Below are 13,617 nucleotides of genomic sequence, written 5' to 3' on the forward strand. Positions count from 1 at the left end.
AACACTCCTTACTTACCCAGGCAGAAACTGGAGAATATCTCATCCAAAAGGTCTTCGACCCCTATTCTGCCGACCAATGTTTCAAGGGCGCGGATAGCCGTCCGCAACTCTTCTGCCGCGATATCATACAGGTCCGGGCCTGATTCCAGAACTGTCATCGCCGCGACCAAAGCTGCCTTGGATTCATTCAGTGCGACTCGGTGGCGTTCACGGGTTGCAATACCATGGCTTGTGGATCTCTCACCCAATACACACGATATATGGGAAATTAACTGATCAATTCCATGACCGGTTTTCCCGGAAATCCCGCCCTTATCATCCCCGCGCAGGTCAGATTTCGGAAAAAGCTGAATGTCACCTTCGACCATGGGAACACCAAGGTCTGACGGGTCTTCGGTCAGAAATACCCGCAAATCAGCCGCGTCCGCACGTTTACGGGCCAGATTAATTCCAAGGTTTTCAACGTGATCTTCGGTTTCGCGCAACCCTGCGGTGTCCAGCAAAGTCACAGGCAAACCACCGAGATCCATGCGAACTTCAATAACGTCACGAGTTGTGCCGGCATATTCCGACGTGATCGCGGCCTCTCGACCCGCCAACGCATTCAGCAAGGTGGACTTGCCTGCATTTGGAAGGCCAACAATGGCAACTTCGAACCCGGTCCGGATACATTCGGCAATTTTTACACCGTCCGCTTCGCGTTGCAGGTCTTGCATGACTCCGGTCACCAATGTGCAGACCTCAGGTGTCACGTCGGTTGGAACCTCTTCATCGGCGAAATCTATCACGGCTTCCAGCAGAGACGCCGCCCGGATCAGGTCACGGCGCCAGCGTTCGGCCAAGCCACCCAGCTCTCCGGCTAAAATGGTCTGGGCCTGTTTACGCTGCGCCTCGGTTTCGGCATCGATCAGATCGGCCAGACCTTCGACCTGCGTCAGGTCCATCTTGCCGTTTTCCAATGCACGGCGCGTGAATTCCCCGGGTTCCGCAAGCCGCAACCCAACCGTATCGGACAAAGTGCGCATTACCGCATTAACCGAAGCCGTGCTGCCGTGTATCTGCAACTCTGCGACGTCTTCACCGGTAAAGCTCGCCGGGGCCTGAAAGGTCAGAACTAACCCATCATCCAAGCGCGACCCATCAGCTGCACACAAAGACCGAAGCCGCATACCGCGGGGCGGTAGCGGGCTGCCGGTCAGGTCGGCTGCGGCTGAATGCGCCAAAGGGCCCGAGAGGCGGATGACCGCCACCCCTGCTTTACCCTGGGCGCTGGCCAAGGCGAATATCGTATCCATTCGAAGGCCTCGCGTCGGTTAAGACCTGTATCAGGTATTCATCGAGTCGAAGAACTCACCGTTGGTCTTGGTCTGCTTCAACTTAGACAGCAGGAACTCGATCGCATCAGTGGTGCCCATCGGGTTCAAGATACGGCGCAGAACAAAGGTCTTGGCCAGATCACCTTTGTCGACCAGCAGGTCCTCTTTCCGGGTGCCGGATTTGAGGATGTCGATCGCCGGGAACACGCGCTTGTCTGCGATCTTACGATCCAGAACGATTTCCGAGTTACCCGTGCCTTTGAATTCTTCAAAGATCACTTCGTCCATCCGGCTGCCGGTATCGATCAACGCGGTTGCGATGATCGTCAGCGATCCGCCCTCTTCGATATTCCGCGCAGCACCAAAGAAGCGCTTGGGCCGTTGCAGAGCGTTTGCATCCACACCACCGGTCAGAACTTTACCGGATGATGGGACCACGGTGTTAAACGCCCTACCAAGTCTTGTGATTGAATCGAGAAGAATAACAACATCTCGTTTATGCTCGACCAAACGCTTGGCTTTTTCGATCACCATCTCGGATACGGCGACGTGGCGTGTTGCAGGTTCATCAAAGGTCGAGGACACAACCTCACCCTTTACTGAACGCTGCATATCGGTCACCTCTTCGGGGCGTTCGTCGATCAGCAGAACGATCAAATAGCACTCCGGGTGGTTCTGTTCGATCGAATGCGCGATGTTTTGCAAGATCACCGTCTTACCAGTCCGCGGCGGCGCCACGATCAAAGACCGCTGTCCTTTACCGATAGGTGAGACCAGATCAATCACCCGGGCCGACTTATCTTTGATGGTGGGATCTTCGATCTCCATCTTCAGACGTTCATCGGGATACAAAGGCGTCAAGTTGTCGAACAGGATCTTGTGTTTTGCTTTTTCAGGCTCTTCAAAGTTGATCTTGGTGACTTTGATCAGCGCAAAGTACCGCTCGTTCTCATCCGGTGCCTTGATATCACCTTCGACCGTATCCCCGGTTCGCAGCGAATGCTGACGGATCATATCCGGTGAAACATAGATGTCATCTGGGCCCGGCAGATAGTTCGCTTCGGGTGAACGTAGAAAACCAAAGCCGTCCTGCAGCACTTCAAGCACGCCATCACCGCCAACGGTCCAGCCTTCATCGGCGCGTTCACGCAGAATCTGGAACATCATCTCGCCCTTGCGCATGGTCGAGGCGTTTTCGATTTCCAGCTCTTCGGCCATCGCCAGAAGGTCTTTGGGGCTTTTGGCCTTAAGGTCAGCCAGATTCAGGGTGTCAGTTGTCATGATATATACCTTCGCCGCAGGCATCGCGGCACGAAGTGGAATTTCAGTACGGAAGATACGCCGCCCGGACGGGCGTGTTGATCTCTACATAAGCGCGGCTGACTGCGGAGTCAAACAGGCCCTCAGAATTTCAAAATGACCGCCAGAACGATGGCAACCATCAAAATGGTGGGAACCTCATTCATCATGCGGTACTGGCGCCCAGTGAGCGTATTTCGGCCCTCTAAGAAGTCTTTGCGCCGCGCCATCAGCCAGTGATGGAACCAGGTCATGCCGATCACGGCAGAACCTTTAATCCAGGGCCATGCAAAATCCCAACCGACAATGCCTGGTGTGAATACCATGATCAGGCCACACACCCACGCCACGATCATTGCCGGGCGCATAATCACGCGCAGCAGTTTTTCTTCCATTTCAAAGAAAATGGTTTCGGCACCATCGACGGCTTGCGCCTTTTCTACGTGATAGACGAACAGTCTGGGCAAATAGAATAAACCGGCCATCCACGAGATCACGGCCATGATATGTAAAGACTTCACCCACGGGTAAATCGTGAAAAGAAGATCGGTCATCCTGTCTCCGGGGGTTGCTCGGAACTCTCCCTAATAAAAAAATAAGAAAAGAAAAAGGAAGATGGTTTTGTAGGGTGAACAAAATTCGTGGATTACTTTTTTACACATGTGTTTTCCCCAGGTGGACATTTTTACGCGTCAAAGCGATGATTCTGTTAATAGTAAAAATAATATAATTAAATCAGTGTGTTAAGGTATGTCTGTAAAAGATGCTCTGGGGATAAGTTTCTGAGTATATGTGGAGTTCCCGCTTATCCCGTCATTCCGACTTATCCTTGTCCCGGAAGGACAGCGTTCGAGCGACTCAGGGAAGATCTGCGCGAATATCCCGGGGTTGCGTGTCAATCGGAAAACCATACAAACCATTCAAGAACGCTCAACGATTTGCACACGGGGTTGTCCACATGTCTGTCCCCATCATCCTGGCCTCAGGCTCATCCATACGTGCGCAGCTACTGGAAAACGCAGGCGTGCCGTTTTCCGTTCAGGTCGCGCGCGTGGATGAGGATACCATGAAACGCGCGTTGCTGGCTGAGGAAGCATCCCCTCGGGACATCGCCGATGCACTGGCTGAGATGAAGGCGCGCAAGGTCAGCGACAAAAAACCAGGTGCGATGGTTCTGGGGTGCGATCAGGTGTTGGATTTCGATGGGAAGCTGTTGTCGAAACCGGAAACGCCCCAGGAGGCGCTGGCGCAGCTCAAGGCGATGCGGGGCAAGCGGCACATGCTGTTGTCGGCGGCGGTGATCTATCTGGATGGCGAGCCGATCTGGCGCCATGTCGGGCAGGTGCGTTTGCGCATGCGGATGAGTTCGGACGCGTACCTGCGCGACTATATCGACCGCAATTGGGACAGTATCCGGCACGCGGTGGGGGCTTATAAGCTGGAAGAAGAAGGCGTGCGCCTGTTCGCCACCATTGACGGCGACTATTTTAATGTCTTGGGTATGCCCCTGTTGGAACTGCTCAATTTTCTGGCCGTCAAAGGGGTGATCGACCAATGACACATAACCGAATACCGCTGGCCGGAGTAATCGGACACCCGATTGCGCATTCCAAGTCGCCCCAACTGCATGGCCATTGGTTAAAGAAATATGGGCTGGCCGGGCATTACATCCCCGTAGACGTAGCGCCCGAGGATCTTGAGACGGTTTTGCGCACCCTGCCGAAGGCGGGGTTTGTCGGGGCGAATGTGACCGTGCCCCACAAAGAAGCGGCGTTGCGTATCGCCGATCACGTATCGGAACGCGCATCGGTCATCGGGGCGGCAAATACCTTGGTGTTTCAAGATGATGGCACAATCCACGCGGACAACACCGATGGCTATGGGTTTATGCAGAACCTGCGCAGCGGCGCGCCGGATTGGGTTCCGTCGGATGGCCCGGCGGTGGTGTTTGGTGCGGGTGGCGCAGCACGGGCGGTGTTGCAGGGTTTGTTGGACGCGGGCGTGCCCCAGATCATGCTGACCAACCGCACGCGCGTCCGGGCGGATCAGTTGAAAGATGAATTTGGCGACCGCATCACCGTTGTGGATTGGTTACAGGCCGGCAATGTCATTGAAGAAGCTGAACTGGTGGTCAATACGACCTCATTGGGCATGCAGGGACAACCGGAACTGAGGGTGCCCTTGGATGGGTTGCAAGCGGGTGCGGTTGTGACTGATTTGGTCTATGCACCTTTGCAAACGCATCTTCTGAAATCGGCTGAGGAAGCAGGCTGTACCACGGTCGATGGTCTGGGCATGTTGCTGCATCAGGCGGTGCCCGGTTTTGAACGCTGGTTCGGCACCCGCCCCGAGGTCACCGATGACCTGCGCGCGGCGGTTTTGGGATGAGTTTCGCGCTTGGTTTAACCGGTTCGATCGGGATGGGCAAAAGCACCACGGCGCAGATGTTCGTCGAAGAAGGTTGTGCGCTGTGGGATGCGGATGCAGCCGTACATAGACTCTATTCAAGGGAAGGAGCGGCCGTCGCGCCGATGCGCGCTGCTTTTCCAGATGCCATCATCGATGGGTCTGTCAGTCGTGACGCCCTGAAACAAGTCATCGCGCAGCACCCAGCCGCGCTGAAACAGATTGAGGCCATCGTACATCCGCTTGTTGCCGCAGATCGCGCTATTTTTCGGGAATACGCGACCGCGGATATTCTGGTGTTCGACATCCCCCTGTTGTTTGAAACCGGTGGTGATGCAGCGATGGATGCGGTGGCCTGTGTCTCGATCCCGGCGGACGAACAAAAGCGTCGCGTGATGGCGCGCGGTACGATGACTGATGCACAGTTTGAACAGATCCGCGCCAAGCAAATGCCGAATGACGAAAAATGCGCGCGGTCAAATTATGTGATCGTGACCGATACTCTGGACCACGCCCGCGCGCAGGTGCAGGATGTGGTCAGGCAAATACGGGCGGGGATAGCAGATGCGTGAGATTGTACTCGATACCGAAACCACGGGGTTTGATCCCGAAAGCGGCGACCGGATTGTTGAGATCGGCGCGGTTGAGTTGTGGAATCACGTCGCCACGGGCGAGACCTATCACGTCTATATCAATCCTGAACGATCCATGCCGGAAGAGGCGTTTGGCGTGCATGGGATTGGCCCCGACCTGCTGGAAAATCCGCGCCCGCCGGAAAAGGGTGAGGTGACGCTGAAGGATAAGCCGGTCTTTGCCAAGGTTGGTCAGGGGTTTGTTGATTTCATCCAGGATTCGAAACTGGTGATCCACAACGCATCCTTCGATATGAAATTCCTGAATGCGGAGCTAAAATGGATGGGTTTGCCGTCGATTCCGATGGATCAGGCGCTGGATACATTGGCAATTGCGCGCAAACGGTTTCCGGGCTCACCTGCGTCACTGGATGCGCTGTGCCGTCGGTTCAATATCGACAACACGAACCGGGTGCTACACGGGGCGTTGCTCGACTCGGAAATTCTGGCCGAGGTCTATCTGGAACTGATCGGGGGGCGGCAGCCGGACTTCGGCTTGACCGCGACTGCTTCCTCGGCCGCAGGCGGTCAGGACGATTGGCGCCCAGCGGCGCGTCCGACACCATTGGCATCAAAGATCACCGACGAAGAACGCGCGGCGCATAAAGCATTTGTAGAGAAATTGGGCGAAAACGCCTTGTGGACCCGCGCCTGAGGTGAAACACGGCGCGGGTCAAATCGATTAGGCGTTCGCCTTCTGCGCTTCTGCTTGACGACGCAATAGTTCGTTGCGGTACAGCGCGACAAAATCGATATTGTCCAGATTGACCGGCGGATAGCCACCGTCACGGGTGATATCGCTGACGATGCGGCGCAGGAACGGGAACAACATGCGCGGGCATTCGATCATCAGGAACGGATGCAACTGGTCCTCGGCCACGCCTTCGATGTGGAACAGGCCGCAATAGTCGATTTCGCACAGGAACAGAACGTCTTCCAGTCCTTTGGCTTTCGACTTGAGGTTCAGTTTGACTGCAACTTCGTACTGATGTTCCGTCGCGCGCTTTTTTGCATCCAGATTCACCTGAACGGCGATTTCGGGCTGAACGTCACCGGACACACCTTTTTGTGCCATCACGTTTTCAAAGGACAAATCGCGGATGAATTGCCCCAGCACTCGCATTTGTACCTGGGGGGCGGCTTGGGCTGCCGTGTTTTCTGCAGCGTTTTCTTCGGCCATGGATCTACTCCAAAAATGAAATTCGACACTGCTTAGCAAGTTGGGCGCGGCACCTCAATGCAGGTCACGGTCCTTCAACCCATTTCGATGGTTTCGAAGGGTCCTGACGGGGCCGAACTTCGGTGAATTCGCCGTCAATCACGTCATCTTGCTCGAATGGTGCAGGACCAGACCGGAACTGTGCCCCATTGCCCATCTGGAACTGGGTGATCGTCACCTTCGATTTCAGGTATCGGAACACGGCCACGCGAATGCCCGGAACAAGCAGGGCAAAACCGACCGCATCGGTGAAAAAACCAGGCGTCAGCAACAGAACGCCGGACAACAGGATCATCGCCCCATGGGCCAGGGGTTCTGTCGGATCGTCCAACTCGGCAAAGGATCGCTGCAGGTTCGCCAGCGCCATGCGACCTTGTGTCCTGACCAACGCAGTGCCCAGAACAGCGGTCAGCACCACTATTGCAAGGGTTGGCCAAAGGCCGATCAGACCACCCACCTGAATGAACAGGGCAATCTCGATGATCGGAACCAATAAAAATGCCAAGAACAGGTACATATGCGTTATCCTTTACCAGTGGTCGGGCAGTGGACTTGCCACGAACTGTCACCTACATAGTGGCATGAGGCCGCGTATACAAAGTCGCGGTCTGAAAAGAGGATGAAATGAACGAACCGATGATCCAGTTGCTGGTCCTGGCCGGAATAGCCGTTTTCCTGATCCTGCGCCTGAAAAGCGTGCTGGGTACGCGTGAAGGTTTTGAGAAACCTCCTGTTCAGGAACAACCCGACGGGCACAGTGCCCGCCGCGGGTTTGAGGTGATTGAAGGTGGTCCTGATTACGACATCACAGACCATGTTGCCGAAGACAGCGAACAGGCACAGACGCTTGCCGCGATGAAGCGGATCGAGCCCAGCTTTTCCGTCACCGAATTCGTGCAGGGCGCGCGCGGTGCCTATGAGATGATCGTCATGGGTTTCGAAAAGGGTAATCTGGACGAAATCCAACCCTTCCTGTCCGAAGAGGTGTTCGACACGTTCGTGTCCGTTGTGGCCGCGCGTGAAGATCAGGGCCTGACCATCGAGGCCGAGTTTATCGGCGTGCGTGAAACCACATTGGCCGACGTGAAATTCGACAAAGATACCAATCAGGCCGAGATCACCATGAAATTCGTGGGTGAGCTGACCTCGGTTGTGCGTGATCGCGGCGGCGATATCATCGAAGGTAACCCGAACACCGTCAAACGCCAAAAGGACAGCTGGACCTTTGCCCGTGTCATGGGCGCGGACGATCCGAACTGGCTGCTTGTCGCCACGGACGCATGATTGCCGCACTCCGGTCGCTTTTTCTGGTGGGTGCGATGACCACCGCTAGCGCCGCCGGAGCTGAGGCGACGCGCTCGATCCTGTCGTTTGATGACCTTGAGGGCTGGGCCGCTGACGATCACGGGGCGGCCCTTTCGGTATTTCTGAATACGTGCGGCGATCTGAATGATCCGGATTGGCGTGCCCTTTGCGCTGTGGCCCGAACCTATGAAGGGGATGCAGCGCAGGCGTTTTTCGAGCTGTTCTTCCGTCCGGTTTTGGTTGAAGACGGTAAAGATGCGCTGTTCACCGGCTATTTTGAGCCCGAACTGGATGGATCGCGCAGCCGGACCGACCGGTTCAAATACCCTATCTACAAAATGCCACCCGAAGCACGCGCCGAAGGGCCTTGGCTGAGCCGCCGGGACATCCTTACCGGGGATGCTATGACTGGCCGGGGGCTTGAGATCGCCTGGGTTGATGACCCGGTCGAGCTGTTCTTTTTGCAGATCCAAGGCTCGGGCCGTATTCGTCTGCCCGATGGTGGTGGCTTACGCGTGGGCTATGGCGGCGCGAACGGGCATCCGTATCGGTCGATCGGGGCCGAATTGATCCGCCGCGGTGCGTTAGGCGCGCATGAGGTGAGCGCGCAGATGATCCGCGCCTGGGTGCGCAAAAACCCCGAGGCCGGGTCTGAACTGTTACTTCACAACCCTTCCTACGTGTTCTTTCGTGAAGTCACCCGCGTTGCGCCCGAACTTGGCCCGCTGGGAGCGATGAACCGATCTGTCACCACTATGCGCAGCATTGCCGCGGATCCTGAATATACGCCGCTGGGGTCTCCGGTCTGGGTGGAAAAAGACGGCAAGGACCCGATGCGCCGATTGATGATCGCGCAAGATACGGGTGCTGCCATCAAGGGTGCTCAGCGGGCGGATATCTTCTTTGGCACCGGTGATGCCGCTGGGCAGGCAGCAGGGCGTCTGAAAGATCCGGGCCGCATGGTGATCCTGTTGCCGATCCAACGCGCCTATGCCCTGATCCCGGATGAGTTCTGATGACCCGGCGCAAACTGACCGAAGAAGAGATCGAGCTGTGGCGCAAAGTCACCAAACAGGCTGAACGTCTGCATCCTGAGCTGCCGCAATCGGTTCATCCCACCACCCTGCCCAAACCGAAACCAACCAAAACACCAAAGATGCGGCTGGACGGGTTCGAGATCGGCCAGACCGCGCCCGCCAAAGTGGCGCGTCATGCATTGAAGCCCTCGGTCACTGACAGCCTGCGCGCCAGCCCGGTGCAGATGGACACCAAGGCTTTTGGACGGATGAAGCGCGGCAAGCTGAAACCCGAAGGTCGGATTGATCTGCACGGTATGCGGATCGACACGGCGCATCCGGCGCTAGTGCGGTTTGTGTTGACGGCGCAGGCACAGGGCAAGCGGCTGGTGCTGGTGATTACGGGCAAGGGTAAGGACCGTGACGAACCCGGCCCCATTCCGACCCCACGCGGCGTACTGCGTAATCAGGTGCCACACTGGCTGTCGATCCCACCGCTGGCGCAGGCTGTGTTACAGGTAACACCCGCCCATATCAGCCACGGCGGCGACGGGGCCTATTACGTGTATCTGCGCCGGGGTCGTTAAAACGCGGTTTTCGCGCGGTGAATGCCGGTCCAGACCAAACTGCTGACTACAACAAAGAACGCAGCGATCCACATAAACTGAGTACCAAGCGTGACGTTGTAGTCGATCAGCGCCCCGGTTAGAGCTGGACCAATGGCCGAACCCAGCACCATGACCGCGGTCGCCAGTGCCTTGATCGCGCCGATATGGCGAGTGCCGTAAAACTCAGCCCAAAAGGCGCTAGGCAATGTGTTGTTCGCACCGACCGTCAGAGCCAGAAAGATCAGGCCGATCAGGGCGCCGGTTATGGTGTTGGTGACCGAGAGAATAGCAAAGCCCACACCGATCGGCAGTTGATAATACGGCATGATCCGCGCGGTGCCCCATTTATCCAGCGCCCAACCAGCGGCAAACATCGACAGGATCGAAACGCCGGTGAATACAGGGAACAGCGCCACCAGTTGAATATGCGGCCAGTCCCTGACCTGCGCCAGATGGACCTGATGAAAGAAAAACGCGGTGATGAAGGCAGATGGTGCAAGGATCGCGGGAACCATGAACCAAAACAGCGAATTGCGCAGCGCCTCGCTCCGGGTCCAGTGATGATCCTGCATGCCAGTGGCAATGTGATCCCCTGACAGGCTTTGCGGCGTGCGCTCCAGACGCAGCAGACGCATCAGAACCGGGATACCCAATACCGTCACACCTGCGGCCACCACCCACAACAATCGCCAGTCGAGAAACACCATCGCGGCGACAAAAATCACCGGCAACAGCGCCTCTCCGACCGCGTATCCCAGCGAGGCGATCGACAGCGCCTTGCCACGTGTCGCGGTGAACCAGCGCGCCATGGCCACTTGCGCCAGATGGGTACTCATCCCCTGCCCGAAAAGGCGCAACAGAAAGATCACGATAGGCAAAAGGAACAGTCTATTGTTCAACGCCATCGACAGCGCCGCAAGCGTCAAACCAGCCAGCACCAACGGCCCCAGAACCCGAACACGAAAGATATCGGTCAACCCGCCGGCCCAGATCATCACGACAGCCGCAACGGTGGTACCCAGAGAATAAAGCCCTCCCCAGGCCCCGTGACTCAGCCCATACGCTGCACGGATTTCACCGGCAAAGACCGAGATGAAAAAGGTCTGCCCAAAGCTGGACAAAAACGTCAGCAGAACCCCGGCGCTCAACCAAGAGGCATTTTGAAAAAGAAAATGACGCAATTTAACCCGTGTCACGGGTTGGACACCTGCGCCTGGCCAGTTTCCGTCAACACGATCCCGGTCGCGCCTGTGGGGTTGCGTTCGCTGGGGGGGACCAGAATGTCGATAGCCGGACGCTCGTCAGGGCCAAATGTATTGTTGACCCGCCGGATCGAGTTGAGGATCGCCAGCAAAGCCGGAGATGTAGCAGCAACGAAATGCGAAGATTCGGCATCGCTGTTGAATGCGGTCGTGTCGATCACGTTGATAGGAAAGTCCTCAAGCGTTTTGATCGAACTGATATTGCCCAGCCGTTCGCCCTCATCCGTGCCTCGCAGACGGGCTGAAATGTTCAGGATTTTGTCCTTTTGCGAGACCATGACAATGAACGGGTCGGGTGGATTGTCGATCCTGTCCATCTGCGAACGGAACAAATCCACGTCCAGATCAGGAGAGATCAGAACCACACCTTCGATATTTCTTTTGGCCCAACCCGGTTCCTGCAATTCGGTTTGTCGCATCATCTCCATCGTCAGGGCACTGCCCATGGAATGCGCCACAAGCAGAACCCGGTTTACGCCCATCGATTTCAATTCACGAATGGTCTGTTCCAAACCGTCGCGGGCAAAAAGCATGCTGTCCAGATCGTAAGCGTATCCATATCCCGTCGCACGGCTGGGCCAGGAATACACCAGGATCGATCCGGGCAGACCAATGTCATGCGACAGCTGCGCCGCGCGAAAGATGGTTTCGGTTTGGGTCGAGTTATAGCCATGCACAAAGATCGTCACTTCGTCCTGCCCGCGTAGATGTTGCCGCAGTCCCTGAGGCCCGTTCAATTCGGTCACACCAGCCAGAACGAACTCTTTTTGCGGGTTGGGATTTGCATAAGAGAACTTCAGGGTTCCCGGCGTGTGTGTTGGCGGTATGGACACGGTGGTCTCCAGAAACTGCAGTTTTTCACTGCGCCTGAAACCAAATGATCCGTCTGCTTCGCGGGCCCTGGTCGTGCTGGCAAACACGGTTTTCGTCGTTCCTATGGACGCAGCTGACGGCACAATTTCAGAGACCGTCCTGTCAACACAGGCGCTCAGAGACAAAGACATAAACAGAATAATCAGGTAGCGCATCAAACAGGGTCCTAACGGCCTTTTGCGCTAAGCTATCGAATTCTTGCCCCACGTCCAGCGACATGGGGCAGGATCAGCGGCAATTTCCGGCTGAAGACGTTACAGAACGTAACGGCTCAGATCCGTCGACTTGGTCAATTCGCCCAAGTTTTCGCTGACAAAATCGGCGTTGACGGTGATCTCGGACCCGGCCTTGTCAGGTGCGGTGAACGAAAGCTCCTCGAACACCCGCTCCATCACTGTGTACAGCCGCCGCGCGCCGATATTTTCGACGCTTTGGTTCACATCTGCTGCGATCTTGGCCAGGGCGGCGATGCCGTCCTCGGTAAAACTGACAGTGACCTCTTCAGTGCCCATCAATGCGGTGTATTGGCGGGTTAGGGCGTTGTCGGTCTCGGTCAGGATGCGAACGAAATCCTCTTCGGTGAGGGCGCGCAATTCTACGCGGATCGGCAGTCGGCCCTGCAATTCGGGCAGCAAGTCCGACGGCTTGGCAATGTGGAACGCACCCGAGGCGATGAACAGGATATGGTCGGTTTTCACCGCACCATGCTTGGTTGACACGGTGGTGCCCTCGATCAAAGGCAGCAGGTCGCGCTGAACCCCTTCGCGGCTGACATCGCCGCCGCGGGCGTCGGACCGCGCACAGACCTTGTCGATCTCATCCAGGAACACGATGCCGTTCTGTTCCACCGATTCCAGCGCCACCCTGTTGACGGTTTCATCATCCAGCAACTTGTCGGCCTCTTCCCCGATTAGCGCGTCATAGCTTTCGGCAACGGTCAGACGTTTCTTGACGGTCCGCCCGCCAAACGCTTTGCCGAAGATATCACCCAGATTCATCATCCCCATCTGGCCGCCAGGCTGGCCGGGAATGTCAAACATCGGCATTGGGTTCGAGGTGTCGGACAGTTCCAGCTCGATCACCGTATCGTCCAGTTCGCCGGCTTTCAGTTTCTTGCGGAACATCTCGCGCGTGCCTTCGCGGGCATCGGTACCGGCAATGGCTTCGATCACGCGGTCTTCGGCGGCCTGATGAGCCTTGGCCTTGACGTCTTCGCGCATGTATTCGCGGGTCTGGATGATGGCGGCATCCGCCAGATCGCGCACGATCTGTTCCACGTCGCGGCCGACATAGCCAACCTCGGTAAATTTGGTGGCCTCGACCTTGATAAAGGGCGCGCGGGCCAGTTTGGCCAGACGGCGGCTGATCTCGGTCTTGCCGACACCGGTGGGGCCAATCATCAGGATGTTCTTGGGATAGACTTCATCCCGGATGTCATCGGTCAGTTGCTTGCGCCGCCAGCGGTTGCGCAGCGCCACGGCCACGGCGCGCTTGGCGTCTTTCTGCCCGATGATAAAGCGGTCCAGTTCCGAGACGATCTCGCGCGGGGTCAGGTCGGTCACAGGGGCGGTCCTTTCGGTCGGCATGGCTAGTCTTGGGCTTAGGTAATCACCGCAATCGCGAAAACAACCAAGCCCTTTTCATTGGCAGCGTTGGTTAGCAATGGCCCATCCGGTTTGCA

General features: G+C 56.7%; 15 protein-coding genes. 7 read left to right on the plus strand and 8 right to left on the minus strand.

Going from position 1 to position 13,617, the window contains the following annotated elements:
- Positions 1–8: 8 nt before the first annotated feature.
- The 3 genes from mnmE to ACR0AL_RS10730 all read right to left on the minus strand — a co-directional run bounded on the left by mnmE (position 9) and on the right by ACR0AL_RS10730 (position 3,169).
- Complete coding sequence (gene mnmE, locus ACR0AL_RS10720; protein WP_480662953.1) at positions 9–1,295, minus strand: tRNA uridine-5-carboxymethylaminomethyl(34) synthesis GTPase MnmE; 1,287 nt, start codon at positions 1,293–1,295, stop codon at positions 9–11.
- 30 nt (positions 1,296–1,325) lie between these two features.
- Complete coding sequence (rho, locus tag ACR0AL_RS10725; protein ID WP_170349552.1) at positions 1,326–2,597, minus strand: transcription termination factor Rho; 1,272 nt, start codon at positions 2,595–2,597, stop codon at positions 1,326–1,328.
- Positions 2,598–2,719: 122 nt separating this feature from the next.
- Positions 2,720–3,169 (minus strand): CopD family protein, encoded by a 450-nt coding sequence (locus tag ACR0AL_RS10730; RefSeq protein WP_170361059.1) that lies wholly within the window; start codon positions 3,167–3,169, stop codon positions 2,720–2,722.
- 404 nt (positions 3,170–3,573) lie between these two features.
- Between ACR0AL_RS10730 and ACR0AL_RS10735 the strand changes: the two genes are divergently transcribed.
- The 4 genes from ACR0AL_RS10735 to dnaQ are packed head-to-tail and all read left to right on the plus strand — an operon-like array spanning position 3,574 to position 6,308.
- Positions 3,574–4,173, plus strand: coding sequence for a Maf family protein (locus ACR0AL_RS10735; protein ID WP_480647524.1), 600 nt, complete (start codon positions 3,574–3,576; stop codon positions 4,171–4,173).
- Complete coding sequence (locus ACR0AL_RS10740; protein WP_170361063.1) at positions 4,170–5,003, plus strand: shikimate dehydrogenase; 834 nt, start codon at positions 4,170–4,172, stop codon at positions 5,001–5,003. Before ACR0AL_RS10735 ends, ACR0AL_RS10740 begins: the two co-directional genes overlap by 4 nt.
- Positions 5,000–5,593, plus strand: a complete 594-nt coding sequence (gene coaE, locus ACR0AL_RS10745) for a dephospho-CoA kinase (RefSeq protein WP_480647521.1) — start codon at positions 5,000–5,002, stop codon at positions 5,591–5,593. Before ACR0AL_RS10740 ends, coaE begins: the two co-directional genes overlap by 4 nt.
- Positions 5,586–6,308, plus strand: a complete 723-nt coding sequence (gene dnaQ, locus ACR0AL_RS10750) for a DNA polymerase III subunit epsilon (RefSeq protein ID WP_170349547.1) — start codon at positions 5,586–5,588, stop codon at positions 6,306–6,308. The genes coaE and dnaQ overlap by 8 nt, the downstream gene beginning before the upstream one ends.
- A gap of 27 nt (positions 6,309–6,335) precedes the next feature.
- Here dnaQ and secB read toward each other — a convergent pair whose 3' ends face one another.
- Together secB and ACR0AL_RS10760 are read right to left on the minus strand one after the other, a co-directional pair.
- Positions 6,336–6,833 carry a protein-export chaperone SecB gene (gene secB / locus ACR0AL_RS10755; protein WP_170349546.1) on the minus strand — a complete coding sequence of 166 codons (498 nt, stop codon included), beginning with the start codon at positions 6,831–6,833 and terminating at the stop codon, positions 6,336–6,338.
- Positions 6,834–6,897: 64 nt separating this feature from the next.
- Positions 6,898–7,389 carry an FxsA family protein gene (locus ACR0AL_RS10760; protein WP_170349545.1) on the minus strand — a complete coding sequence of 164 codons (492 nt, stop codon included), beginning with the start codon at positions 7,387–7,389 and terminating at the stop codon, positions 6,898–6,900.
- A 107-nt stretch (positions 7,390–7,496) separates the two neighbouring features.
- Here ACR0AL_RS10760 and ACR0AL_RS10765 point away from each other — a divergent pair, with 107 nt between their 5' ends.
- From ACR0AL_RS10765 to ACR0AL_RS10775, 3 genes are read left to right on the plus strand one after another with little or no spacing between them, the layout of a single operon-like run.
- Positions 7,497–8,156 carry a Tim44/TimA family putative adaptor protein gene (locus ACR0AL_RS10765; protein WP_170349544.1) on the plus strand — a complete coding sequence of 220 codons (660 nt, stop codon included), beginning with the start codon at positions 7,497–7,499 and terminating at the stop codon, positions 8,154–8,156.
- Positions 8,153–9,193: a murein transglycosylase A gene (gene mltA, locus ACR0AL_RS10770; RefSeq protein WP_170349543.1), complete on the plus strand. Its 1,041-nt coding sequence runs from the start codon at positions 8,153–8,155 to the stop codon at positions 9,191–9,193. The genes ACR0AL_RS10765 and mltA overlap by 4 nt, the downstream gene beginning before the upstream one ends.
- The gene (locus ACR0AL_RS10775) at positions 9,193–9,780 is read left to right on the plus strand and encodes a Smr/MutS family protein (protein WP_170349542.1); all 588 of its coding nucleotides are present in this window, start codon (positions 9,193–9,195) and stop codon (positions 9,778–9,780) included. The genes mltA and ACR0AL_RS10775 overlap by 1 nt, the downstream gene beginning before the upstream one ends.
- On the opposite strand, the gene ACR0AL_RS10780 is transcribed toward ACR0AL_RS10775, so the two are convergent.
- From ACR0AL_RS10780 to hslU, 3 genes are all read right to left on the minus strand, one after another.
- The gene (locus tag ACR0AL_RS10780) at positions 9,777–10,997 is read right to left on the minus strand and encodes an MFS transporter (protein ID WP_170349541.1); all 1,221 of its coding nucleotides are present in this window, start codon (positions 10,995–10,997) and stop codon (positions 9,777–9,779) included. The genes ACR0AL_RS10775 and ACR0AL_RS10780 overlap by 4 nt on opposite strands.
- Positions 10,994–11,896, minus strand: coding sequence for an alpha/beta hydrolase (locus ACR0AL_RS10785; RefSeq protein ID WP_367647920.1), 903 nt, complete (start codon positions 11,894–11,896; stop codon positions 10,994–10,996). Before ACR0AL_RS10785 ends, ACR0AL_RS10780 begins: the two co-directional genes overlap by 4 nt.
- 294 nt (positions 11,897–12,190) lie before the next feature.
- Positions 12,191–13,498 carry an ATP-dependent protease ATPase subunit HslU gene (hslU, locus tag ACR0AL_RS10790; RefSeq protein WP_170349539.1) on the minus strand — a complete coding sequence of 436 codons (1,308 nt, stop codon included), beginning with the start codon at positions 13,496–13,498 and terminating at the stop codon, positions 12,191–12,193.
- Positions 13,499–13,617 lie beyond the last annotated feature (119 nt).

Source organism: Ruegeria sp. BB1, assembly GCF_056539465.1.

Excerpts from the sequence above, each read along its gene's own strand:
- ACR0AL_RS10740 (WP_170361063.1), top strand. The coding sequence starts at position 4,170 with ATGACACATAACCGAATACCGCTGGCCGGAGTAATCGGACACCCGATT.
- dnaQ (WP_170349547.1), top strand. The coding sequence starts at position 5,586 with ATGCGTGAGATTGTACTCGATACCGAAACCACGGGGTTTGATCCCGAA.
- ACR0AL_RS10760 (WP_170349545.1), bottom strand. The coding sequence starts at position 7,389 with ATGTACCTGTTCTTGGCATTTTTATTGGTTCCGATCATCGAGATTGCC.
- ACR0AL_RS10735 (WP_480647524.1), top strand. The coding sequence starts at position 3,574 with ATGTCTGTCCCCATCATCCTGGCCTCAGGCTCATCCATACGTGCGCAG.
- ACR0AL_RS10730 (WP_170361059.1), bottom strand. The coding sequence starts at position 3,169 with ATGACCGATCTTCTTTTCACGATTTACCCGTGGGTGAAGTCTTTACAT.
- ACR0AL_RS10765 (WP_170349544.1), top strand. The coding sequence starts at position 7,497 with ATGAACGAACCGATGATCCAGTTGCTGGTCCTGGCCGGAATAGCCGTT.
- mltA (WP_170349543.1), top strand. The coding sequence starts at position 8,153 with ATGATTGCCGCACTCCGGTCGCTTTTTCTGGTGGGTGCGATGACCACC.
- secB (WP_170349546.1), bottom strand. The coding sequence starts at position 6,833 with ATGGCCGAAGAAAACGCTGCAGAAAACACGGCAGCCCAAGCCGCCCCC.
- ACR0AL_RS10775 (WP_170349542.1), top strand. The coding sequence starts at position 9,193 with ATGACCCGGCGCAAACTGACCGAAGAAGAGATCGAGCTGTGGCGCAAA.
- coaE (WP_480647521.1), top strand. The coding sequence starts at position 5,000 with ATGAGTTTCGCGCTTGGTTTAACCGGTTCGATCGGGATGGGCAAAAGC.
- mnmE (WP_480662953.1), bottom strand. The coding sequence starts at position 1,295 with ATGGATACGATATTCGCCTTGGCCAGCGCCCAGGGTAAAGCAGGGGTG.
- rho (WP_170349552.1), bottom strand. The coding sequence starts at position 2,597 with ATGACAACTGACACCCTGAATCTGGCTGACCTTAAGGCCAAAAGCCCC.